A 23465-nucleotide genomic window follows, 5' to 3' on the forward strand; every position below is an offset into this window, starting at 1 on the left:
TTGGGACAACCCGCTGCCGACTCTCCGCTATCCTCTGGCATGACCGTCATGCCATCAACAGATGGATAGGCTGATGCCGATAAGGACTGCCGTGGGAGGGCCGATGAAGAGAACGCTGTTTTTGGTGCGCCATGCCAAATCGAGCCGGGATGAGGTTGAGCTGTCAGATAGGGAGCGGCCTCTGGCCGAGCGCGGCAAGCGCGATGCCCCTCTGATGGGAGAGCGTCTGGCACGGGAGAGGGTGAAACCTGACCTGATCCTGTCGAGCCCCGCGCGCCGGGCCCGTTCGACGGCGAGGCTCATCGCCGCGGCGCTCGAGTATCGGGCCGGAGAGATCCTCGTCGACGAGCGGCTCTATGGCGGCGATGCCAAGACCCTGCTGGGGATGATCGCCGGACTGGATGACGGTCTGGGGTGCGTGATGCTGGTTGGCCACAACCCGGAGTTCACCGAGCTGGCGCATCGGTTGTCTCGCGAGATCACCCGAATGCCGACCTGCGCGGTCGCACAATTCACCTTCGATGGGGCCTGGTCGGCCATCGCCGGGCTCAGGCCGGTGAGCGTCTCACTGGATTATCCCAAAAAAACGTAGCCATTCGTATCTTGCTTCAGGCGGTGATCCCCGATTGCGGGACTGAGCCGTTGCCGCTGCCTGTGACGCTCACTATATTAACCGGGGCGGCGGGGCTGGCCCGCGGTTGCACGCATTTCTCTCGACCTGGCTGCAAGGATAGATATCTGATGAGACTCAATGCTCTGATCACAGGATTGGTGATCGCCATGATCCCGGTTATCGGCGAGGCGGCCGACTGGCGCTACGCGGTTGGGGTGCATGATTTCAATGTGCCGGATGTGGACTCTCACACCTATGGGCTCAACGCGAGTGTGTCGGTGGATCAACGCACGCAGAGCGATCTGCACCTGTTCGGCTCGTTCGATCTCTTCGTGGACAATGACAAGGATCATCTGGACCCGGATCACGTGCCCATCTGGTGGCAGCTGCATGCCGGCGCGGACGGCGACTTCTGGCGTGAGGATCGGCTGCGGCTCGGCTGGACCACCGATCTCAACACCCGAATGAACACGGTCAGCTCGGTGGAGCGGCAAATGACGGCTCTGGCGGCTCTGGCGGCGGGTTATGAGGGCGACCTGTTTCAATATGCCCTGGAGGCGGGGCCTGGCTGGTTCTTCCTGGAGATCGATGATGATGCTCCCCGGGAGCGGGGTTACGATCGGGAAGGCTTGCGCAACAGCACCCTGGGTTACGCGCTCACCAACAAGGCCGCACTCAAGCTGGGGAATGACTGGACTATTTCCGGCCTGGCCCGGCGTTGGTGGGATGGTCACCAGACGCTGGAGAGCCAATACCGGGCGGAGCTGCGGGGGAATATCGATCACTGGCTGGGACGGGATCCGGCCAAGCGCACCCAGCTGGTGCTTGGCGCCGATTTCTACCACTACAATCTGGCGCTCTATAACGAAGCCAATCAGCCGCCGGTGGTGGGCTGGGATAACGACGTGCTGGTCAGGCTGTCGCTGGAAACCAGGTGGTAACCCAGTACCATCGTCTGGCCAGCCGCCTGTGTTGTTATGGGCTTAGCTCTGGGTTCGTCGCATGCCGGTATTGAGGTAGAGGCTGCTGTGATGGGTGCTGTGGCTCACGAACATCACCTGATGACGGCTCTGATCGGACAGGATGATGATATCGCCGGCATTGGCGGGGCAGTTGAGCATGATCTCGTGCTCGGGGGCGGCCAGCTGATCGGCCTGATCCTTGAAATCCAGCGTGTATGAATACATATGGCGCTCCACGACGGCTCATATACAGACACATTTCCCCAACTCTAGCCGCCAGCGCCCGGATCTGCGGCGCTCGTTCGACACCGGACGTGACTTAATTTACGGTATGAACCGGATGACGCCCCTGCTCTCATGAATGGAGGGCACCTAGGCAAGTACGCGGTGCCATCATCGGCACGGGTGGGCGGGAGTGGACGAATTTTTCGATACAAAATGACAAGGAGTCGTGATGACGAAGCTGCTAACAGAGTGGGTGCGGATCGCCGCGTTTTCCGATGGGATGAGAGGGGGCAATCCTGCCGGTGTTTGGATCGGGGCCAGCCTGCCCGCGGCGGACGAGATGCAACGCATCGCCGCCGAGGTGGGATTCTCGGAGACGGCGTTCGCCGCTCCGCTGCACTCAGATGGGCACTCAGCTGATGAGCGTGAGTGGCGGGTGCGCTATTTCTCCCCCGAGGCCGAGGTGCCTTTCTGTGGCCATGCCACCATCGCCCTCGGCGTGGCACTGGCCCGGCGTTTTGGGGAGGGCGAGTATGTATTGCACCTCAGTCAGGCCGACATCCGGGTATCGGGCTGGCAGGATGAGGCGGGGCAATGGCAAGCTGCGCTGCACTCGCCACCGACCCGCAGCCAGGCGGCACCTGCCGAACCGGTGGCGGCCGCGCTGGCGCTGTTGGGTTATACGCCTGCGGATCTGGACACTCGCATCCCTCCCGCGCTCATTCATGGCGGCGCCGATCACCTGGTGCTGGCCCTGAGCAGCCGTGCGGCGCTGGCGGCCATGCACTACGAGCTGGCACAAGGGCGCATTCTGATGCAGGCGCAAGGCTGGGTCACTATCTTGCTGGTGCATGTGGCAGGGGATCAGCTGTTTCATAGCCGCAACCCCTTCGCCTATGGCGGCGTCTATGAGGATCCGGCTACCGGCGCCGCCACCGCAGCATTCGCGGGTTATCTGCGCGACCTTCACTGGCCCCACGGCGGGGTCATCGACATCGTGCAGGGGGAAGACATGGGCATGCCATCGCGCCTGCATGCGGAGATCCCGGCCGAGTCTGGCAGCTCAATTCGGGTCTCTGGTCAGGCACGGCTGATGTGAACCGCCATGGCACATCATGGCTCGATAAAGCGTCAGAAGAGGGATGCCGATGGCATTTTTTGAGCGAGCAGATATTCGTGCGTTAAGTGAGCGGTTGTTGGCGCTAGAGACTGGGCAAGGGATCCTGCTCAACAGTGCTGCGGGTCAGGAGCTGGACGGCATGCTGAGGAACGTCAACGGCGTGCAGCCGGTCGGGCGCGGTGCCCGGCGTCAATTGACCGAACGGGGCCGCCAGTTCTTGACCACCAAGCTCTGGGAGACCCGTGGTGAGCCATCCTGGTCGGGGGAGAGGGCATTGGCGGCGCTGGAGGGGCATCTTCCCCATCAGATCAATACGGCGACTTTAAGCGGACTTTGGCTGCGAGACTGCAAGGCCGCACTATCGCCGAGCCAGTTGGCGCGAGCGGACGAGCTGGGGAGCCGGGTGTATGGCGATGAAGTACTTAGGATCCGCAGTGGCTCATCCCTCTCCCTGTTGTGGCAGGATGGCCGCCGCTACTGCGCCGATGAGAGCATGCAGATGCTGGGGGAACTCGTCTTGCCGGAGCGCGCTCTGGCCAGCTTGCAAGGCATGGAGTGGCAAGGGCGGCAGATAGTGACGGTGGAGAACAAGGGCGCCTTCGTGGATTATCCGCTGCAACCCGAGGTGTTGTTGCTCTATGTACCGGGCCGCAATACCACGCTCGCCAAGCAGCTGATCCCGTTGTTGCCAGCGGATATCCCCTGGGCTCATTTTGGCGATCTGGATCAGCGCGGGCTGGATATCGCCGCCGAGCTCGCCAGCGCCATGGCGCGCCCCTTGGCACTCTGGTTGCCAGAGAACCTCATGGAGCATGTTCACCACTATGCTCGCGACTTGCATCGTCCGTCGGAAGGCCTACAAGGCAGCCGGCGTGGAAAGATCCTCTGGCGAGACAGCCTTGCAACAGCCTTGGCAAACAATGCGTTGGCCGTGGTCTTGGCTCATCTGGTTGCCAACAAGACCTGGCTGGAGCAGGAAACCTTGGTGACCGCCAGACACTGGCGGTCATGGCCGTTGAGCAATAGCGTGGCCTCATGATGTAAAAGAACCGCCGAAAGGCGGTTCTTTTTAGTGTGCAGATCTTGTCAACGTTCCGGCAGGACTCCTTGGCTCCGGGCTCTCAAGGCCTGCCGCTGAGCAGAATGGCACCGCCGAGAGTGATGAAGAGTCCGCCGGTGATGCGGCTGAACAGACGTTGGCTGCGTGCCGGCCGGAAGTAGTGGCCGGCGCGTCTGGCCAGGGCCACATAACTCAGGTGCACCAGGCTGACGATGACGCAGATGGTCAGGTACATGACGACGAACTGGAGCGACAGCGGGCTCTGGTGATCGAGAAACTGGGGCAACAGGGCGCACAGGAAGATGATGGTCTTGGGATTGCTGGCCGAGACGAGAAACGCCTCTTGCAAGAAGGCGCGGTTGCTTCTGGCGCGAACGCTCGACGCCGCCGGTGCCAGCTCCTGGTTGCTCGCTCTGGCGGCACGCAGCGCCTTGTATCCGAGATAGATGAGGTAGCCACCACCCGCCAGCTTGAGGGCGATAAACAGGGGCGGCAGTGTCTGCAGCAAGGCACCCACGCCCATGGCAACCAGACAGATGAGGATCGCCTGACAGGCCAGATTGCTGACAATGCTGAGCAGGGCGGCGCGCCAACCGTGTTGCAGACCATTTTTAACGACCAGCAGCACGTTGGGGCCCGGGGTCAGGGTAGCCAGCAGATAGGCCAGAAAGAACAGCATCCATGTGTCCAGATTCATGATGTTTACACTCCGTGTGAAAAACCAGCTCAGCGATAATGATGATGATTTTTTTCTATGCGAAAAATCCATGATGCCAGCACGCTGAGGGAGTCGTCCAGCGGGTTGTGGCCGATTGGCGAGTGCTTTGTTCCCCTTCGGTTTTTGCCAGTATGGGGCGCAGCCATGGTGAGGCGTTCTGCTCTCGGCCGCGGAGAAAATTCGATTGCTCTATGCCTAAAAAAACCGCCATCAGGCGGTTTTTTTAGGCAGCTGACCCTTATTTCAGGGATTTTTTCAGCTTCTTGATCTTGTCCTCGTGCTTGGCAATCTTCGCCTTACGGGATTCGATCTTCTTCTTGACGTCTTTCTTGGATGCTTTGGCCATATGAGTTCTTCCTTAAAGAGGGCAGCGGACTGCTCCTGGTGTGTCTTTCCATCGACTGCTGACTGATGGCAAGGGTGACTTGTCGTCTTGCTGTGAGTGAATACACAACGGCAATCTGTGCTGGCGGGGTCAATGCAGGGGGGATTGAACGTGGGACAAGTGCTCGATGAACCCCATCCTGTTGACCCGATCAGCTTTCGCCAGCGTCTCTACAACCTAGTGTTATTTATCAACAAAGCAAGCAAAAGCTGATCAACGGGGGCGGTCGGTGCGCCGTGGATCCTGCGAGATGGCGGCGCTCATCGGAAGGGGAGAGCGCGCCCTGCGGCCATTCAATATTGACTTCCCTATCAATATTGGGGGTATACTGGCTCGGTATTTTTCAAGAGTAAAAGTTGTACTCATGTCAGTGTCCGTCGCATTACCCCAACTGCAAGCGATGATCCGTGATCTGAAAGCGGGTCGTTTTGAGGTCAGGCATCCCCCCCTCGATGACAGTGCGGGACTCGCGCCCCTCATCCTGGATCTCAACGAGTTGGCGGATAGCCTGGATCGGCGTTTTCGCGAGCTGCATCGATTGCAGGAGATATCGGCCGAAGTGAACAAGGGGGTCTTCATCGAAGATACCCTCAACCTCATCTACGACACCTTCATCGAGTTCATTCCCTACGACCGCATCGGTTACGCCCTGCTCTGCGACGATGGTGTCAGGGTGCGTTCCCTCTGGTCAAGGAGTCGCATCAACCGCATCGCGCACCTCAAGGATGGCTATCGTGCCAACCTGGCGGGGAGCAGCCTGGCGCAGCTGCTGGAGACGGGAAAACCCAGGATCATCAACGATCTGGAAGCTTATCTTGTGGAGCATCCCCACTCCATTTCCACTCGGCTGGTACTGCGGGAGGGGGTGCGCTCCAGCCTGACCTGTCCGCTGCGGGTGGAGGGCAAGGGTATCGGCTTTCTGTTCTTCTCCAGCGGCAGCAAACACACCTATCAGCAGTTGCATCAGGAGGTGTTTGTCTATCTGGCACACCTGGTCTCGTCCATCGTCGAGAAGGCGCAGCTCTATCGGCAGGTGCATGAGCTCAATGTCCAGCTGGAAGAGGCGCTGGCCCAGCTCAAGGCGCAGTCCTGCCGGGATGCCCTGACCGGCACCCTCAATCGCGGGGCCATCATGGAGCGTTTCACCCAACAGATGCAACTGGCCGAGCGCCAGGGCGAGCCGCTCTGTCTCATCATGCTGGATCTCGATCACTTCAAGCAGGTCAATGACAATCACGGTCATCCCGCCGGGGATCATGTGCTGCAACAGCTGATCCGGACCCTGGCGAGCGATCTCAGGGAGAGCGACAGGCTGGGGCGCTATGGCGGGGAAGAGTTCATGTTGCTGCTGGAGCAGACCGCGCTGGCCGAGGGGGTCAAGATCGCCGAGCGGTTGAGGGCCAGAGTGGCAGCCATGACGATAGCGCATGGAGGGCGGCCAATCCCGGTCACCATCAGCGTCGGGGTGAGCTGCGCCACTCTTGGTGGGAGCCATCCCTGGCCTTCCTGCGCCGAGCTGCTGGAGCGAGCCGATCGGGCGCTCTATCGGGCAAAGCAGAGTGGTCGCAACCGGATTTGTGTCAGCGAGGTTTGAAGCGGGTGGCGCAGGGTTGATCCTGTGACAAAGCGTTAGCCATAAAAAAGCGCCCCTGGGGGCGCTTTTTATCCACCGGCGGTCATCAGGCCTTCTTCAGGTAGGCCGCAACCAGCACTATCTGCACGCCATTGACCTTGCCCTCGATGTGCAGCGGGTTGTTGGTCAGGCGGATGCCCTTGACCAGGGTGCCGCGCTTGGCGGTAAAGCCGCCGCCCTTGACGTCCAGATCCTTGATCAGGGTCACCGAGTCCCCCTCGACCAGCACGGCGCCGTTGGAATCAACCGTCGGTACGCTGTCATCATCGTCGCGAGCCATGCCCGCTTCGGCCCAGGCCTTGGTCTCTTCTTCCATGTACATCATCTCCAGCATGTCCTGGGCCCAGAGCTCGCCGCGGGCGGACAGGGCTTTCAGCTGGCGCCACGCCATCACCTGCACCGCAGGGACCTGGCTCCACATGCTGTCACCCAGGCAGCGCCAGTGATTGGCGACCAGGGTATCAGGCTGCTCCAGCTGGCCACGGCAGGTAGCACAGAGGGCCACGCTGTGATCGTCATCGCTGGCGGGGGAGTGGGGCACCAGGAAGGCAGTCAGTGCGTGTTCTGCTCCACACAGCTCACACTTGGCGCCCGCGCGCGCTTGCAGGATGGCATTGATGGTCATGTTTTGATTCCGTTTATATGGGTAAAACGACCCACCCCGGGCGAGTCGCGCAACGAGGGGCGGAATATAGCATAAAGCCCCTCATTTTGTCAGGCTAACCCCGGCATCAGGGTTGCGGTCGACCCCAGCCAGCCGACAGAGCACGGCTCATGGCGCCGCCGCCTGCCGCCGTGAGTGCTTTTTGATGAGGGATCGCTAGAATGAGCCTCCTTTTGGATACGCAGGACAAGACCGCCGTGCTGGCCCATCGATTTCAACAACTGGACCGCTTGCTGACCGACTCGCGGCGCTGGTGGCAGTATCAGCCTTATCACCATCAGGGCCTTGCCTTTGCCGATGAGGCGCCTGCGCTGGCGGCCCGTCTCAACGGACTGAGCCTCGATGAGATCATGGCGCTCGATGCCGATATGGCGGCGCTCTGCACCCTGCTCGCCCCCTGGATCCCGGCAGGACGCGAGCTGCACAGCCTGAGCGAGTTGGCGACCTTCCTGCCAGAGTCCATCGCCTGCGGCAAGGGGATGGCGATGTACATGCCGGGGCGCAAGCAGGCACAGATCGAGGCCTTCACCGGCTGCCTGCCACCCCATGACGGGCCCTATCTGGAATGGTGCGCCGGCAAGGGCCACCTGGGTCGACTGGTCTCACTGCACCGGCATGCGGAGGTCCTGAGCCTGGAGCTGCAAGGGCCGCTGTGCGAAGAGGGGCGCTTGCTGGCGGCGCGCGATGGCGCCCGCATGCAGTTTATCGAGGCCGACGCCTTCACGCCCGCGTCGGGTCTGCTTATCGAGCGGGATCACCACGCCATGGCGCTGCACGCCTGCGGCGAGCTGCATACCCATCTGCTGGAGCAGGTGGTCGCGCGCGGTGCGAGCGGCGTGACCCTCTCCCCCTGCTGTTATCACCTCATTCGTGGCGATCAGTATCGGCCCCTGTCAGCGGCCGCCAGGGCCAGCGCCCTGCGCCTTGGCAAGAGCGATCTCAAGTTGCCGCTACAGGAGACGGTGACCGGTGGCGCCCGCATCTCCCGGCTGCGGGAGCAGGAGGTTGTGTGGCGCCTGGCCTTCGACTGCCTGCAGCGCCAGGTGCGCGGGGTGGATGAATACCTGCCGGTGCCCAATATGCAAAAGAGCCTGCTCACCGGCGGCTTCGAGGCATTCTGTGACTGGGCGGCCGAGCGCAAGGGATTGAGCCTACCAAGCGGGCTCGATTATGCCGGCTTCCTGGCCCGTGGCGAGGTGCGCTATGGCGACGTCGCCCGCATGGAGCTGGTGCGTCACCTGTTTCGCCGTCCGCTGGAGATCTGGCTGGCGCTGGATCGCGCGCTCTTCCTGCAAGAGCGGGGCTATGGGGTGGAAGTGGGGGAGTTTTGCGACAAGCCCATGACCCCGCGCAACATCCTGATCCGGGCGGTGCGTGGTTAAGTCCCCGCCAGGACAAGGAACCGACAAGGGCGCTGCCGATGGGCGAGCCATGCGCCCTTGCCGCGTTATTTCCCCGGTGTTTCAATATTCTTCCCCGGGATCCAACGACAGTGATAAAGGTGCCCCTATTATGCCAGTGCACCTTCTAATGTTATTCAAGTCATCAATGGCTGGGGCATCATCACTCGCTGGATTCAGCCACAGAGTGAAATGGCTCACACATTCGCCAGATTCTTAATTTTCGTCGTGAATTTAGTAATGTAAGCGCCTATGCTCGGCCTGAACATTATACCGAGACAAGGATTGTTACCCATGTTCCAACCCACGCCCTGTGCCTGGCTGGTTGCGGCACTTTGCGCATCCCCAGCTTATGCCGCCATGAATATCCAGCCCGACCCGCAAAATAGCGGGGGTTATGTGGTTGCCGCCCCCGATATTACCGCCATGGAAAAAGCCAAGACCGCCAACCCCATGTATGGGATCTGGTCAAAGGCATTGGCCACCCGCCCGAATGCCATCGTCGATGCAATAGTGCCGAGGCTGGCCAGTAATCCAGATAACGTCAAACGGGTCGAGCGGGTATTTACCGAGTCGGATTGGGACTTTCTCACCCAGATGGCCGCCCCGGAATATACCTACGAGCGCTTCTTGCGGGCCGTGGGTAAATTCCCTGCGTTTTGTGGTGAATATACCGATGGCCGTAATTCGGATGCCATCTGCAAGAAATCCATCGTGACCGCGTTCGCCCATTTCGCCCAGGAGACCGGTGGCCATATCGGCAAGCATAATGTCTCCGATAATCCGCTGGGGCTGGAGGAGTGGCAGCAGGCGCTGGTGCATGTGCGTGAAATGGGGTGGTCGGAGGGGCAAACCGGTTATACCACGGGCTGTGGCCAGAATGACTGGCAAAACAAGAAATGGCCCTGCTCGACCGGCCAGGGATATTTTGGCCGCGGGGCGAAACAGCTCTCCTATCACTTCAATTACGGCGCCTTCTCCGAGGCCATGTTCGCGGGGGATGCTTCGGCGCTGCTCAACACCCCCGGGCTGGTGGCCGACTCCTGGTTGAACCTGGCATCGGCCATCTGGTTCTTCCTGACCCCGCAGGCCCCGAAACCCGCCATGCTGCACGTGATAGATCGTACCTGGGTGCCGTCCCAGCGTGAAGTCGCCGCCGGGATTGGCTATGGCTTTGGCACCACCATCAACGTCATCAACGGCGGTATCGAGTGCGGTGAACAGAATAAGGACAAGGGCCAACCGGTCAACCGCATCCGTTATTGGGAAGGACTGGCGGCCCATTACCAGATCCCCATCCAGGCGGATGAGAAAAATACCTGCTGGCAACAGACACCCTATGGCAGCCTGAATTTGAACGGCGCCACCGACGTGCTTTACACCAACTGGGACGGCAACTGGAAATATTACGCCGACAGACCCGGTGGTTATTCCTTCGAATGCGAGCTGGTGGGGTTCCAGACCGCTTATTCGGCGCTGGTGCCGGGGGATTATGAGAAATGCGTGACCAACGCTTATGGCTCTCATGCCAACTGGCCCAAGGTCCGCATTGTCGCCAAGCTGGATCCGGCACCTGTTGATCCTTCCAATCCGCCCGTTGGGGATATTCCCGCCTGGGTGAGCAGCAAGGTGTATACGGCCGGCAATAAAGTCAGCCACAAGGGCGTTATTTATCAGGCCAAGTGGTGGACGCAAGGGGACGATCCCGTCAAGGGTGGTCCCTGGGCGCCGGCTGCCTGATAAATAATCTGGATGCCGGGTTGGCATCATATGCCTACCCGGCATGAAGCAGGGCCGCCAATAATCTGGGGGGGACGAGCTACCTCCCTATATTGCTTGGGGTGAAGATAATATGGAGCGTTGATTTATCACCGAGACTGACTTATTGATGGCGGCTATCTTATCCAGTTCGTGCTCAATATGTTCTTCTCTCCCCTGCATATCTGCCCCGTTTGCCAACAACGGCTATTTCCGCTCAAGGCGTTCCTTGTCAGCCCCAGGCTTAAATTTCAATGCCAACAGTGTGACTCCCGGCTGGAAAGGTATGAAGTGCGCCGCCGTCCGCTTATTCATGGGTTGCTGATGGTTGGCTTCTTTATGGTGGTGTCACGAGAACACGATAACCTGTTGAGCCTGGCATTTGGCATCAAGGCGGCGCCCATCTTGCTGCTGATGAGCTATGTCCGGTTGAAAACCAGTGCCCTGAGAGTACCGCAGAAGACACCCAAGCAGGCGCTGTAAAAGAGGGGGGCTGTGAGTGACATCCCCCCCATGGATCAGCCCCTTGGCGGTGTGTCTGGCGGCAATACACAAATGGAAGTTGTCATGAATATCGCCATCCATTTTGAAATTCCGGTGCGGGATCTCGGGCGGGCCACCGCCTTCTACGAGCGGGTGTTCGAGTTGACTCTGGAGCGGGTCAGTATCGACGGCAACGAGATGGCGCTGTTTCCCCTCGATGAGCAAGCGCCCGGCTGCTCCGGGGCCCTGGCCATGGGGGAGAGCTATGTGCCCAGTCTCGACGGCACTCGCATCTATTTGCGAGTGGCCGAGATCGAGCGGGTGATGGCCCGGGCGCTCGAGGCGGGGGCAGGGGAGCTCTACCCGGTGACCCAGTTGAGCGAGCAGATCCGGGTGGCCGAGTTTCAGGACTGCGAGGGCAATCGCATCGCCTTGCAGGAGATAAGCTGAGCATTATTCGTACTGTGCATGCCAGATGAAATCCCATTCACCAGATTGATAGAGATGGCTCAATCTCGAGCAATACGGCCTGTTACAAGGCGCTGCGGGAGGAATTGACCACAAGATGGTCAGTTGTCGGCCTGTGCTTTGCGTGCTAATCCTCTGTGGCGACCGCGAGTAGAGGGTGGCTCCGCTCGCACAGTTCCCCAAGGTTCAAGGAGGCATCATGGAAGGTCATTGTCTGTGTGGCGGAGTCAAGGTTTCAAGCGGCGATCATCAAGAGGTCAACCTGTGTCACTGCGCCATGTGCCGGCGCTGGTCAGGGGGCCCCATGTTTGCGGTGCACGGCGGCAAGGCAGTGCACTTCACCGGGCTCACCCCGGTGGCCTATCGCTCATCGGACTGGGCGGAGCGCGGCTTCTGCCCGACCTGCGGCACCCATCTGTTCTACCACCTGTTGCCGACCGATGAGTACATCCTGCCCGCCGGTTTGTTCCAGGATCAGCCATTCGAACTTGCCAGCCAGATCTTTATCGACGAGAAGCCGGACTTCTACGAGCTGAAAAACGATACCCCGACCCTGACCGGTCAGCAGGTATTCGAGCAGTTTGCCCCCAAGCCTTAAGAAAGCAGCGGTTCATGCCCGCACCGCAGGGGGTGGGCGCCGCAACCCAAGGAGACCGTCATGGATGAACAGCCCAAGGTAAAGGGGCCCGCCTCGTATTTCCCGGCCATCGAGCAGAAATATGGTCAGCCGATCGCCCACTGGCTGAGCCTGCTGGCGGGTCGGGAGGAGAAGAAGCACATGGCGCTGGTGGCCTGGCTCAAGAGCGAACACGGCATGGGTCACGGCCACGCCAATGCGCTGGTGGCTCACTTTCTGGCGCAGGGCTGAGCCGCCTGATCGCCTGGCTAGCGGATGTGTTGATCAAGCGAGGAGCGAAAATGGAACTGGTAGTGATCCGTCATGGGGAGACCCAGGCCAATGCCGAGGGGCGTTATCTGGGGGCGCTGGATGTCGGGCTCAACGAGACCGGATGTGCGCAAGTCTCCCGCTTGGCGGCAGTGATCGCAACGACGGAAGCGCCGTTTCAACGGCTGCTGACGTCCCCCTTGCTGCGCGCGAGGCAGAGTGCACAGCGGATCTCCCTGGCACTGGATCTGCCCGTTGAGACGGTGACCGCATTTCGTGAACGTCATATGGGGCTGTTTGAGGGGCTGACCCAGGCAGAGGCGAGGAACCGCTACCCCGCGCTGTGGGCGCGCAACATCACCCGGCGCTGGGCCGAGGCCCCCCCGGGTGGAGAATCCCTGGACGCCGTGATCGCGCGCGTCTCCCAGGGGCTGAGCGCACTGGCGCGGGATGCCGAGGGGGAGCGGGTCTTGCTGGTGGCGCACGGGGTAGTGGCCAAGGTGATCCGGGCCCTCACTTGTGCGGGGTTCGCCGATTTCTTCGACTGGCAGTTGCATAACGGCGGCAGGCTGGTGGTCAATCTTGCTTCTGTTCCGTCTCCGATAAGATTCAGTCGCCCTGATGGGCAGGATTAGCCCTGCTTGAACAACACACCGGCGCCCGAGAAGGAGTCCCATAAAGGCGCAATACGACGTGTTGGTCGAGTTGGCCGGCTCTTCTTGCCGGATCACTTGGCAACAGGGCTAGGTAGCGCCACCTCGGCAAGGTCCAAGGGGATATAGAAAAAGCGCGTCCAAGGGCGCGCTGTTTGATCTGAGGCTGTCGTATTCTGCCGTCGACTTACTCTTCGATGTCCAGCAGCACCAGGATGGCGCTGTCGCCGCCCCACTCGCGGGGCGCCTGGTGGAAGGCGCGCACATTGGGGTGCTGGGCCAGCCAGCTTGGGATCCGCTGCTTGAGGATGTGTTTGCCGATGCCGTGCATCACCGAGGCGATGTGGATGTTCTCTTTTTGGCACAGGGTCAGCAGGGCGGCCAATTCTTGTTTGGCCTGCTGCTGGGTCATGCCGTGCAAGTCCAGATAGATCTCCGGTGGATAGATGCCCCGTTTGAGCTTCTTGAGCTCAAATTTTGACACGTCTTCGCGCACAAAACGGGTCGGGCCATCCTCGTCCAGATGGGGCTGATACTCATCGCTGAAAAAGTGGTCGACCCCAAGCTTTTCGCGGCTCTCCCGCAGTTCGCGTTTCTGCTTGACCGGGCGCAAGTCGGCCCTTATGGTATCTTGCTTTATTTTCCGGGTACCTTTGGCCGCATCGCGAAACAGCAGGCTTTCCTCGATCGTCGGTGAGGGCGTTTTTTTCATCAGGTACTCGTCTTGCTCGCTATATAAGAATGCTCGGGCCGGATATTACTCGACTTGGAGGTGGATTTGGACAAGATATTTATCGATGAGGTGGTTGCCGAGATGCACACCATCCAGGACATGTTGCGCTGGGCCATGAGTCGTTTCAACGACGCCGGGATCTTCTACGGACATGGCACCGACAACGCCTGGGATGAGGCCGTGCAACTGGTGCTGCCCGCGTTACATCTGCCGCCGGACGTGGATCCTGGCATGCGTCACTCCCGCCTGACCACCAGCGAGCGCCATCGCATCGCCGAGCTCATCATCCGTCGGGTGCAGGAGCGGGTGCCCGCCGCCTACCTGACCAACAAGGCCTGGTACGCGGGCTGGGAGTTCTACGTGGACGAGCGGGTGCTCATTCCGCGCTCCCCCATCGCCGAGATGGTGGCCAACCGCTTCGCCCCCTTCCTCAAACACGAGCCGACCCGGATCATGGATCTCTGCACCGGCTCCGGTTGCATCGCCATCATCATGGCCCATGAATTCCCGCACGCCGAAGTGGATGCCATCGACATCAGCGTCGATGCCCTCAACGTGGCCGAGCGCAACATCAACGATCACGGCCTCGAGCAGCAGGTCATCCCGATCCGTTCCGATCTGTTCCGTGATCTGCCGGCCGGCGATCAGTACGATCTCATCGTCTCCAACCCGCCCTACGTGGACTCCGAGGACATGTCGGATCTGCCTGACGAATTCCGTCACGAGCCGGAGCTGGCGCTGGCCTCGGGCTCCGATGGCCTCAAGCTCACCAAGCGCCTGTTGGCCAACGCCGCCGACTTCCTCAAGGAGGATGGCGTGCTGGTGGTCGAGGTGGGCAACAGCATGATCCACCTGGAGACCCAGTTCCCCGAGGTGCCCTTCACCTGGGTCGATTTCGAGAATGGCGGCCACGGCGTGTTCGTGATGACCAAGGCGGAGCTCGAGCAGTACCAGCCCCATTTCGCGATTTACAAGAGCTAAGAGCAAGGAGCATCCATGGCAGGGAACAGTTTTGGTCAACTCTTTCGGGTAACGACGTTTGGCGAGAGCCACGGTCTGGCCCTTGGCGCCGTGGTCGACGGCTGCCCGCCGGGGCTGGAGATAAGCGAGGCGGATCTGCAGGTCGATCTTGATCGCCGCAAGCCCGGAACCTCCCGTTACACCACCCAGCGCCGTGAAGATGACGAGGTGAAGATCCTGGCCGGGGTGTTCGAGGGCAGGACCACCGGCACCTCCATCGGGTTGATGATCGAGAACCAGGATCAGCGCTCCAAGGATTACTCCGACATCAAGGACTTGTTCCGCCCGGGGCACGCCGACTACACCTATCACCAGAAATACGGCCAGCGTGACTATCGCGGCGGCGGCCGCTCTTCTGCCCGCGAGACCGCCATGCGGGTGGCGGCGGGCGCCATCGCCAAGAAGTACCTCAAGCAGATGCACGGCATCGAGATCTTCGGATTTCTCTCCCAGCTCGGCCCCATCAAGGCAGAGGCATTTGACGCGGCGCAAATCGAGCAGAATCCCTTCTTCTTCCCGGATGCGGGCAAGCTGGAGGCGCTCGACGAATACATGCGCGCCCTCAAGAAAGAGGGCAACAGCATAGGCGCCAAGGTGCAGGTCATCGCGCGCAATGTGCCGGTGGGCTTAGGGGAGCCGGTGTTCGACCGGCTCGACGCCGACATCGCCCACGCCATGATGGGCATCAATGCGGTGAAGGGGGTGGAGATCGGCGACGGCTTCGCGGTAGTGGAGCAAAAAGGCTCGGAGCATCGCGACGAGATGACTCCGACCGGTTTTGCCAGCAACCATGCGGGCGGCATCCTGGGCGGTATCTCCTCGGGCCAGGATATCGTGGTGAGCATGGCGCTCAAACCCACCTCCAGCATCACGGTGCCAGGCAAGACCATCAATACCAGCGGTGAGGCCACCGAGATGATCACCAAGGGTCGCCACGATCCTTGCGTCGGCATCCGCGCCGTGCCCATCGCCGAGGCCATGCTGGCCCTGGTGTTGATGGATCATCTGCTGCGCCACCGTGCCCAGAACATGGGCGTGTTCACCCAGACGCCTCAGCTGCGCTGATCGTCATGCCGGGTGAGCGGCTGATCAGCTCATACAGTCAAAAGGCGGCCATCGGGCCGCCTTTTTGTTGGGCGTCGGCTTGCCAGCGTCAGACGCGGGGGGCCTCTTCCGGCTCACTGGCATGGGGAAACTGGGTGTTGTCGAAGCGGCATGCTGGCGGCGCGAAGGCAGGCTCGGGGGCGGGCAGGGCCGCGATGGCTTGATTGACTCGATGGAGCTCGGCCTCGCTCAGGGCATGGCTTGCAAACATCAGGCTGACCGGTTGCTGGTGCATCAGCAGCTGGCATTGGATCCGGTCCTCCGCCCCGAGCTGCACCAGCCGATGGCGGGCATGCTGCCACTCCATGATGACGCCATCGAGCCGCCGCGCCAGCAGCAGGCTGATCAGCTTGTCATCCGAGTTGTATTCGGTAGCCTGCTTGAGGGGCGGGCAGGCCTCGGTGAGCGGGGTCGGGCGGGTGCCGCGCAGCTTGCCAAGGCGCAGCCCGCTCTGCTGGCAGATATCGGCGAGGCTCTCTATCCCTTGCCAGCGATCGGGTGCCTCCGCCAGCGGCTGGTGGCTCAGCAGCACGAAGCTGGCGCGCCGATAGGGGCTGGAGAAGCGGGCGAACTGGCGCCGCTCCGGGGTATCGATCGCCCCCATGGCAACATCCAGTTGTTGCCGCTCGATGAGGTGCAGGGCCCGGGCCCAGGGCAGGCTGCGAAAATGGAACCCCAGTCCCGCCTGATCCAGGATCTGGCGCGTCAGGGTGACATCCAGACCGGTCAGCTCGTTTTTCTCATCGAGCTGGCTGAAGGGGGGCCAGTGGTTCCAGGCCACCGAGAGATTGCCCGGGGCGGCCAGGGATGGCTGGCCAAGGCCCAACATCAGCAGCAGGCATCCACCTTGCAGCTTGCGCCTGATGGTACCCGGTTTGCGTCTTGCCATGCCTGTGAGCCTCCCTGCTCCGTGATGACAGGACAATATACCCATCTCGCAACGGTTTGGCATCCGCGGTCGCGTGAAAGAGCGTCATTTCTTCGAACCACCGAGGCGGTCAGGATTTTTTCCCGTCGTGCTGGGAGGAGGGTCACATTTTTCTCGTGTAACAGCGTCAACTCCGTTAGACTGCGCCTCTATTCTTTCCCCTTTGCTCTGCTCCCCGGGGAAAATCGTTGTTTCTCAATAGGCCCGGATCCTGTGAGATGGCATCGGCTCAGCAGAGGAGCCCCACCACAAATCCCCGGCGCCACTATCCCTAGCAGGTAACTATGAGTTTTTCTTCCCTCGGTCTGGCCGAACCCTTGTTGCGTGCCGTTGCCGAGCAAGGCTACGACACCCCGTCCCCCATTCAGCTGCAAGCGATCCCCGCCGTTCTGGCCGGCCGCGACCTGATGGCGGCGGCCCAAACCGGGACCGGCAAGACCGCAGGCTTTACCCTGCCGATGCTGCAACGTCTGATGGAGAGCAATCGTAAAGTTTCTCCGAACCGCATTCGCGCCCTGGTACTGACTCCGACCCGTGAGCTGGCCGCCCAGGTGGGCGAGAGCGTGCGCAACTACGGCAAACACCTGCCGATGCGCAGCCACGTGGTCTTCGGCGGTGTCAGCATCAACCCGCAGATGATGGCCACTCGCCGTGGTCTGGACGTGCTGGTCGCCTGTCCGGGCCGCCTGATGGATCTCTACAACCAGAACGCCGTGCGTTTTGATGAAGTGGAAATCCTGGTGCTGGACGAAGCGGATCGCATGCTCGACATGGGCTTCATCCGCGACATTCGCAAGATCCTGGCCCTGATGCCGAAGAACCGCCAGAACCTGCTGTTCTCCGCCACCTTCGCCGAAGAGATCCGCGAGCTGGCCACCGGCCTGCTCAACAACCCGGCGGTGATCGAAGTGGCCCCGCGCAACAGCACCGCCGAGCGCATCGAGCAGCTGGTTCACCCCTGCGACAAGGCCAACAAGATCGCCCTGCTGAGCCACCTGGTCACCAGCAACGACTGGCAGCAGGTATTGGTGTTCACCCGCACCAAGCACATGGCCAACCGCGTTGCCGAGACCCTCGACAAGAGCGGCGTCAGTGCCGCCGCCATCCACGGCAACAAGAGCCAGGGTGCCCGTACCCGCGCGCTTGCCGGTTTCAAGGATGGTAACGTCAAGGTGCTGGTCGCAACCGACATCGCCGCCCGTGGTCTGGATATCGACAAGTTGCCGCAAGTGGTCAACTTCGAGCTGCCGAACGTGGCGGAAGACTATGTGCACCGCATCGGCCGTACCGGTCGTGCCGGCGCCACCGGTCACGCGATCTCCCTGGTCGCCGCCGATGAAGGCAAGCTGATCAAGGCCATCGAGCGTCTGACCAAGCAGAACATCCCCTGCGAGCAGGTGGCCGGTTTCGAAGCCTCCCGCGAGGTGCTGGACAACATCGCCCGTGGCATCGGTGCGCCGCTGCGCAAAGAGCCGCGCGACCCGAGCGAGCAGCGCCGTACTCCGCCGCGCCCGCAAGGCCAGCGTCAAGGCGCCGGTCGCTCCGGCAACAACGGGGGCGGCAATGGCGCCTCCCGCAGCGGTAACGGTGGCAAGCCCCAGGGCGGTCAGCGCCCGGCCGATGGCGCCGGCAAACCGGCCCAGGCCCGTCGTCCCCGCCGCGCCAGCCACAATCAATAAGCCTTAAGCGGGCGAGGTAACCCCTGCACGCCGATGCAATTGATGCAAAAAAGCCCTGCCAATCTGGCAGGGCTTTTTCATATCGGGCATATCGGGGAGGGGAATAGCCACCCCCTTATGGTGCACTGGTATGGCAAGCGACAAGGTCGTTATATGTCTATATACGGTATGAATGGCAGTTCAAAGGGCGTATTTTTTTCGGTTTGGGCAGAGATATATCCCGCTCAATACGACTACCGCCAGCTTGAGTTGCCGGCAAGGGCGAAACGTCCGGCCCCGAGCAGCGCCACCGCCAAGGCCCCGATAAAGAAGTAGGCCAGGCTCTCGATGGCCCAGGCCCCGACGGCGTCCAGCTGCCAGGTCTTGGCCGTGCCCACCATCAACCAGGCCACCACCATGGTGAACGCCAGCACCAGTGCCGCCGGTCGGGTCAAGACGCCCAGGATGATCAACAGCGGCGCCACGACCTCGCCGACAAGCACCCCATAGGCGATGAAGCCGGGCAGGCCCTTGGCCATCAGCATGGCGCTGATGCCGTCCACCCCATCGATCAGCTTGTGCAGGCCGTGAAACAGCATCAGCCCCCCGACGGCCAATCGTAGCAACAGCTTGCCCATGTCTTCGTGGTGCAGCAGGCGATTGATGTTGTTCAGCAATGTCTCAACCATGTGAAAGTATTCCCTTTACGATCATGTTTATACCAGCTTCCACTGGGTTCGTTGGTGTCTCGGTCACCTCGGCATGGAGGGGCTCCTCTGACCACCAGTCCTCACACCTTACCCTGCAAGAGGTACCATAAAATTGAGAGAAATCAATGAAACGGATCTAATTGATAACTATTCAAGGCAAATAAGTGGGGGTGACGCGTCGCGTTCGGGCAAAACGACGGGGCTCGGTTTCACATCATGATGAAATGCGCCTCACTCCTCAGGGCGTGGCTGATGGCATGGCAGATATTCTCGAAAAAATCCCCGCAGGCTGGCGGGGATTTTGTCATGTCAGGATCAGGGGAGGGTCACTCACCATAGAGCCTGATCTGCAGCACATTGGCGATGGCGCTGCCGTTCCAGTGGTATTCCAGATGCTGGCTCTGGTGGATCCTGGTGATGAGGCGGGGGCGGTAGAGCACCTGGCAGTCGTGGTCGCTGTGGCGTACCGAGCGGTAGCGAATGCCGTCCACGTTTGCAGTCTTCTGCTCCCTTGCGAAGTGCTGGGACTGACCATAATCGGTGGCGTGATAGAGCGGGGTGCTGAGAAAATGCTCCCCGGTGATGTCGGTCAGCTTGGCGCTGAACTCGGTGTGGAGCACCCGCATCTGCACCTTCTGGGCCGGTTCGTTGGTGTAGCCGAAGACGCGTTCCTGGTGATAGACGGTCTCTTTCACCGCGGTATCGAGCAGGGGGGCGCAGTAGTAGCCGCCAAAGTCTCCCGTGGTGAAGCGGGCTCCCTCGGGGCTTAAGTGAGTGAAGGCGGCCATCACATAGCTGCCGCCGGCCAGCCCCACCAGCCAGTCCTCTTTCGGCACCCTCGCCAGATCGCCGGCCTCCTCCCGCAGCCTGTCGTTGGTCAGCGCCTCCAGGGCCCAGACCGCCTCCAGCTCGTCCGCGTTGGCCACGTCTTCATAGAGGCAGATCGGAGGATAGCGGCTCGGAATGATCCGGTAGGCCTGCTCCCTCTCGAGGGCAATCGATGGCGGCTCTTGCATCAGGCCATGCCCCCGCGCCAGGCGTGCAGGCGATTGGCCACCTCATAGAGATCGGCGACACGTCCCCCCTGCAGGATCTCCATGGCGCTGCGTCCGGCGAAGAAGAGGTGGCTGTTGGGCTTGCGCACCCAGCCATAAATGCTGTCATCGGCACTGAACAGCACCCGCAGGCTCTTGTGGATGTTGAGGATGTAGCTCATCCGCTCCTGCAGGTCGACGCTTAGACGGATCCCGCCGCTCGACTCCTTGTACTTGTTCAGTGTCGAACGTGAGGAGATGCCGAGCAGGGTCAGCTGTTCATCCGTGCTGCACTGCCACTTGTCCAGAATGCGGAACACCACCGGCAGCGCCTTGCTGGGGTCGATGGCGTTATCTTGCCGGGATGCTTGTGCGGTGGCGACCATGATTCCTCCTGGGCTTGTGGCGTGAACCCTATGGTTCGTCTTCCCAGTATGGTCGAGTTGTCCATATATGTACACATTAATGACTTTGTGTTCATTAAAGGTCGTGCGTAGCATGAAAGAGGGAAGATGATCGGCCCTAGACGGCCAGTCGAAGCGCTTGAATGAGAAGAGGCCCCGCCAACTCGGTTGGCGGGGCCTCTGACTAGCGGCTGAGAGACTGAATAGCGCTTAGAGCGCGGGCAGGAAGCCGAGGCTGACGCTGACCTGCACGCCGACGATCAGCACGCCCATGGCGCCGGCAAGACCCAGCGCCAGCACGCCGCCCGGGGCGCGGTAGTGGTGCACCTCGGCACGCTTGCGGCTCTGCCATACCAGGGTCACAGGCAGCAGCACCGCCAGCACCGCCAGCGCGATGGCGGCATAACCGAGCGCCATGATGAAGCCTTGGGGGAAGTAGAGCGCAAACAGCAGCGGCGGTACGAAGGTGATCATGCCTGTCTGGATACGGCCGCCGGCGTTGTCCTTGCGGCGGGTCACCTTGGCCATGAAATCGAACAGGCCCAGGGTCACCCCGAGGAAGGAGGTGGCGAGCGCCAAGTCCGCAAACAGGTGCATCGCCTGATTGAAGGCGGGCCAGCTGACCAGGTTGCCGACGTTGGCGAGCAAGCTGTCCAGCGCGCCGCCGGTCTGGATCAGGCTCTGCTGGCCGAGCAACCCCAGGATGGCCACCTGCCACAGCACGTAGAGGATAAGGGGCAGGGCGGAGCCCCACACGAACACCCGGCGCAGCCGCTTGGGGCAATCCCCCAGGTAGAGCATCACGCTCGGGATGGAGCCGTGGAAGCCGAACGAGGTGAAGATGACCGGCAGGCCTGCCAGCAGCAGACCCTGGCCGAGCGGCATGGAGAGCAGGTGTTGCCCCTCGGCGCGGGGCAGCAGCAGCGCCAGCACCCCCACCATTATCACCAATTTCACGGTGAACATCAGCCGGTTGAGGTAATCCACCTGTTTGGTGCCGACGCAGACCATGCCGCCGAACAGCAGGGTGAAGGCCCAGGCCGCCTGCTCCTGGCTGACGGTCATGCCGGCATCGGCCAGGGCTTGGGCCAGCAGGCTGCTGCCGCCACTGATGTAGGCAGATGCAAGGGAGTAGAACAGCATCAGGATGCAGAAGGAGGCGATGCGCTTGCCCCAGGGGCCGAGCAGGTGATCCGCCAGCTGGTGCAGGTACCACTTGCCGGTGTTGAGGCTGGCCTCCACCTGCAACATGGCGGTGAAAGCCATCAGCGCCCAGAGCCCGATCATCAGCAGCAGGGTAGCGGGGCCGCCGAGGGAGGAGGAGGCGAGCGGCAGTGCCAGCATGCCGGCGCCTATGGTGGTGCCGGCGATGAGCAGGGTACAACCCAGAGTCTTGGTGTTCATGATGTCCATCCGAATTCAGAAAAAGAGTGCCAGGGGCAGGTGCGGGAGGCGCCTCCGGGGTCGAGATCGGAGGCTAGCGATATCGGAATGGCTGCATCTGTACACAAGACCTGTCGATTGTAAAAGAGGGTTGCCACGTTAACGGATTAAAATAGCGTAAACAAGCGATCACAGGCAGATCTTGTACTGATGAATGGCCATGAGTGGAAACAAAACATGACATCACGGCACCTTGTTGGTGGAAAAATGCGCTGACATGGCGGAACCATCGTCAGCGCAAGGGGATTGGCTTGCCGCGACGCCGCCGTTGGGGTGCTCGGGTGACGGTCGGGGTGGTCCGACCCCGGGGATCACGGCTGGCGGCGGCGTTTGAGGGTACGGCTCACATAGTGCAGGCCGCTTTGATAGTCACCGTTGATGGCCTTGAGGGCGAGCGCCAGCGCCTGGCTCGCGAGGGCATCGTGTTGCTGGGGCAGGGAGTTAATGCCAAAGGGCAGGAAGTCGAGCAGCCTGTCGTCACCGAAAGTGGCCATGGCGAGCTGGCTCATGTCGCTCTCCTGCTCCAGCTCTATTTCCAGCAAATAATCGAGCACCCCCTCCATCAAGATGTAGGAGGTGGCGACCAGCGCCTCGGGCAACTGGCCGAGCCGCTGGTGCAGGGTCTTGATCAGGCGATAGCCTTCGGCGCGGGAGAAGTGTTCTCCCTCGCAGATGTGTGGCAGCAGCGGTGACGACAGGGGGTGGGAGCCGGCGCGGCTGCTCAGCGCCTGCTCGAAGCCGGCCTTGCGCTCCTGGCTGATCGTGAGCGTCGGCAGTGCGGTGATCAACGCCACGTGACTGATGGTCGGGCCGAGCAGGGAGGCGGTGAGATCGAAGCTCGCCTTCTGGTTCTCGCTCGCCACCGTAACGAAATGAGCGGCGGCCATGGCCCGATCGATGGCCAGGATCTGTACCCCGCGAGCCTGCTGCTCCAGATAGAAGGGATCGGCTGGCGGCAGGCAGCTTGCTATCAGCAGCGCATCCACGTGGCGGCTGACCAGCATCCTGGCCAGCTCCTTCTCGGTATCCGGCTCGTCTTCCGAGCAGACGATCAGCAACTGATAGCCCTGGGCCCTTGCCCCCTGCTCCAGGCGCTTGGCGAGCTTGGCATAACTGGCGTTTTCCAGATCCGGCAGGATGAAGCCCAGGGTCCTGGTCTGACCGCCGCGCAGGGAGGCGGCCCGGCTGTCCGGTTGATAGTTGTGGGCATGGACCACCGCCATCACCTTGTCACGGGTGGCCTGACTGATGCGGTATTGATCGGCCTTGCCGTTGATCACATAGCTGGCGGTGGTGCGAGAGACCCCGGCCAGGGCGGCAATTTCATCCAGTTTCATCATCTTGGCTCTGTTTGAGTTACAAGGTCCGCGACTACCCGAGGTAGGGGCACCGAAAAGTGTGCG

General features: G+C 61.3%; 24 protein-coding genes. 14 read left to right on the top strand and 10 right to left on the bottom strand.

Annotation, left to right across the window (positions count from 1 at the left end):
* Window positions 1-103 precede the first annotated feature (103 nt).
* Both ACZ9IL_RS06055 and ACZ9IL_RS06060 read left to right on the top strand, forming a co-directional pair.
* Window positions 104-592 carry a SixA phosphatase family protein gene (locus ACZ9IL_RS06055; protein ID WP_476002692.1) on the top strand — a complete coding sequence of 163 codons (489 nt, stop codon included), beginning with the start codon at window positions 104-106 and terminating at the stop codon, window positions 590-592.
* 149 nt (window positions 593-741) lie between these two features.
* Window positions 742-1554 (top strand): hypothetical protein, encoded by an 813-nt coding sequence (locus tag ACZ9IL_RS06060; RefSeq protein WP_476002693.1) that lies wholly within the window; start codon window positions 742-744, stop codon window positions 1552-1554.
* Between the two features lie 42 nt (window positions 1555-1596).
* On the opposite strand, the gene ACZ9IL_RS06065 is transcribed toward ACZ9IL_RS06060, so the two are convergent.
* A complete protein-coding gene (locus ACZ9IL_RS06065) occupies window positions 1597-1800 on the bottom strand; it encodes a hypothetical protein (RefSeq protein WP_476002694.1) in 204 nt (67 codons plus the stop codon).
* 229 nt (window positions 1801-2029) lie between these two features.
* On the opposite strand from ACZ9IL_RS06065, the gene ACZ9IL_RS06070 reads away from it, so the two are divergent.
* Both ACZ9IL_RS06070 and ACZ9IL_RS06075 read left to right on the top strand, forming a co-directional pair.
* Entirely contained in the window at window positions 2030-2899 is an 870-nt protein-coding gene (locus ACZ9IL_RS06070; RefSeq protein ID WP_476002695.1) for a PhzF family phenazine biosynthesis protein, read from the top strand.
* A 97-nt stretch (window positions 2900-2996) separates the two neighbouring features.
* Complete coding sequence (locus tag ACZ9IL_RS06075; protein ID WP_476002696.1) at window positions 2997-3959, top strand: Wadjet anti-phage system protein JetD domain-containing protein; 963 nt, start codon at window positions 2997-2999, stop codon at window positions 3957-3959.
* Window positions 3960-4041: 82 nt separating this feature from the next.
* Here ACZ9IL_RS06075 and ACZ9IL_RS06080 read toward each other — a convergent pair whose 3' ends face one another.
* Window positions 4042-4677, bottom strand: a complete 636-nt coding sequence (locus tag ACZ9IL_RS06080; RefSeq protein ID WP_476002697.1) for a LysE family translocator — start codon at window positions 4675-4677, stop codon at window positions 4042-4044.
* Window positions 4678-5447: 770 nt separating this feature from the next.
* Between ACZ9IL_RS06080 and ACZ9IL_RS06085 the strand changes: the two genes are divergently transcribed.
* On the top strand, window positions 5448-6677 hold the full coding sequence (locus ACZ9IL_RS06085; RefSeq protein WP_476002698.1) for a sensor domain-containing diguanylate cyclase: 1230 nt from the start codon (window positions 5448-5450) through the stop codon (window positions 6675-6677).
* 85 nt (window positions 6678-6762) lie between these two features.
* Here the strand turns inward: ACZ9IL_RS06085 and ACZ9IL_RS06090 are convergent, their stop codons facing one another.
* Window positions 6763-7341: a PhnA domain-containing protein gene (locus ACZ9IL_RS06090; RefSeq protein ID WP_476002699.1), complete on the bottom strand. Its 579-nt coding sequence runs from the start codon at window positions 7339-7341 to the stop codon at window positions 6763-6765.
* 200 nt (window positions 7342-7541) lie between these two features.
* Here ACZ9IL_RS06090 and ACZ9IL_RS06095 point away from each other — a divergent pair, with 200 nt between their 5' ends.
* From ACZ9IL_RS06095 to ACZ9IL_RS06120, 6 genes are all read left to right on the top strand, one after another.
* Complete coding sequence (locus tag ACZ9IL_RS06095; protein WP_476002700.1) at window positions 7542-8762, top strand: methyltransferase; 1221 nt, start codon at window positions 7542-7544, stop codon at window positions 8760-8762.
* 312 nt (window positions 8763-9074) lie between these two features.
* Window positions 9075-10520 carry a chitinase gene (locus ACZ9IL_RS06100; protein ID WP_476002701.1) on the top strand — a complete coding sequence of 482 codons (1446 nt, stop codon included), beginning with the start codon at window positions 9075-9077 and terminating at the stop codon, window positions 10518-10520.
* 585 nt (window positions 10521-11105) lie between these two features.
* Complete coding sequence (locus ACZ9IL_RS06105) at window positions 11106-11471, top strand: VOC family protein (protein WP_476002702.1); 366 nt, start codon at window positions 11106-11108, stop codon at window positions 11469-11471.
* 217 nt (window positions 11472-11688) lie between these two features.
* Entirely contained in the window at window positions 11689-12087 is a 399-nt protein-coding gene (locus ACZ9IL_RS06110; protein ID WP_476002703.1) for a GFA family protein, read from the top strand.
* A 60-nt stretch (window positions 12088-12147) separates the two neighbouring features.
* Window positions 12148-12357 (top strand): DUF4287 domain-containing protein, encoded by a 210-nt coding sequence (locus tag ACZ9IL_RS06115; protein WP_476002704.1) that lies wholly within the window; start codon window positions 12148-12150, stop codon window positions 12355-12357.
* Between the two features lie 50 nt (window positions 12358-12407).
* A complete protein-coding gene (locus tag ACZ9IL_RS06120) occupies window positions 12408-13010 on the top strand; it encodes a histidine phosphatase family protein (RefSeq protein WP_476002705.1) in 603 nt (200 codons plus the stop codon).
* A gap of 205 nt (window positions 13011-13215) precedes the next feature.
* On the opposite strand, the gene smrB is transcribed toward ACZ9IL_RS06120, so the two are convergent.
* Window positions 13216-13740 (bottom strand): endonuclease SmrB, encoded by a 525-nt coding sequence (smrB, locus tag ACZ9IL_RS06125; protein ID WP_476002706.1) that lies wholly within the window; start codon window positions 13738-13740, stop codon window positions 13216-13218.
* Window positions 13741-13806: 66 nt separating this feature from the next.
* On the opposite strand from smrB, the gene prmB reads away from it, so the two are divergent.
* Both prmB and aroC read left to right on the top strand, forming a co-directional pair.
* Window positions 13807-14742, top strand: a complete 936-nt coding sequence (gene prmB / locus ACZ9IL_RS06130) for a 50S ribosomal protein L3 N(5)-glutamine methyltransferase (RefSeq protein WP_476002707.1) — start codon at window positions 13807-13809, stop codon at window positions 14740-14742.
* A gap of 15 nt (window positions 14743-14757) precedes the next feature.
* Window positions 14758-15846: a chorismate synthase gene (gene aroC / locus ACZ9IL_RS06135; protein WP_476002708.1), complete on the top strand. Its 1089-nt coding sequence runs from the start codon at window positions 14758-14760 to the stop codon at window positions 15844-15846.
* 88 nt (window positions 15847-15934) lie between these two features.
* On the opposite strand, the gene ACZ9IL_RS06140 is transcribed toward aroC, so the two are convergent.
* Window positions 15935-16774 (bottom strand): substrate-binding periplasmic protein, encoded by an 840-nt coding sequence (locus tag ACZ9IL_RS06140; RefSeq protein ID WP_476002709.1) that lies wholly within the window; start codon window positions 16772-16774, stop codon window positions 15935-15937.
* 323 nt (window positions 16775-17097) lie between these two features.
* Here ACZ9IL_RS06140 and ACZ9IL_RS06145 point away from each other — a divergent pair, with 323 nt between their 5' ends.
* Window positions 17098-18492, top strand: coding sequence for a DEAD/DEAH box helicase (locus ACZ9IL_RS06145; protein ID WP_476002710.1), 1395 nt, complete (start codon window positions 17098-17100; stop codon window positions 18490-18492).
* A gap of 233 nt (window positions 18493-18725) precedes the next feature.
* Here ACZ9IL_RS06145 and ACZ9IL_RS06150 read toward each other — a convergent pair whose 3' ends face one another.
* The 5 genes from ACZ9IL_RS06150 to cra all read right to left on the bottom strand — a co-directional run bounded on the left by ACZ9IL_RS06150 (window position 18726) and on the right by cra (window position 23402).
* On the bottom strand, window positions 18726-19160 hold the full coding sequence (locus ACZ9IL_RS06150; protein WP_476002711.1) for a DoxX family protein: 435 nt from the start codon (window positions 19158-19160) through the stop codon (window positions 18726-18728).
* A gap of 347 nt (window positions 19161-19507) precedes the next feature.
* On the bottom strand, window positions 19508-20197 hold the full coding sequence (locus ACZ9IL_RS06155; RefSeq protein WP_476002712.1) for an RES family NAD+ phosphorylase: 690 nt from the start codon (window positions 20195-20197) through the stop codon (window positions 19508-19510).
* Window positions 20197-20601: an MbcA/ParS/Xre antitoxin family protein gene (locus ACZ9IL_RS06160; RefSeq protein ID WP_476002713.1), complete on the bottom strand. Its 405-nt coding sequence runs from the start codon at window positions 20599-20601 to the stop codon at window positions 20197-20199. Before ACZ9IL_RS06160 ends, ACZ9IL_RS06155 begins: the two co-directional genes overlap by 1 nt.
* A 228-nt stretch (window positions 20602-20829) precedes the next feature.
* Entirely contained in the window at window positions 20830-22023 is a 1194-nt protein-coding gene (locus ACZ9IL_RS06165) for an aromatic amino acid transport family protein (RefSeq protein ID WP_476002714.1), read from the bottom strand.
* 350 nt (window positions 22024-22373) lie between these two features.
* A complete protein-coding gene (gene cra / locus ACZ9IL_RS06170; RefSeq protein ID WP_476002715.1) occupies window positions 22374-23402 on the bottom strand; it encodes a catabolite repressor/activator in 1029 nt (342 codons plus the stop codon).
* Window positions 23403-23465: the final 63 nt, after the last annotated feature.

The sequence above is a fragment of the Aeromonas sp. TECH754 genome (assembly GCF_056279295.1).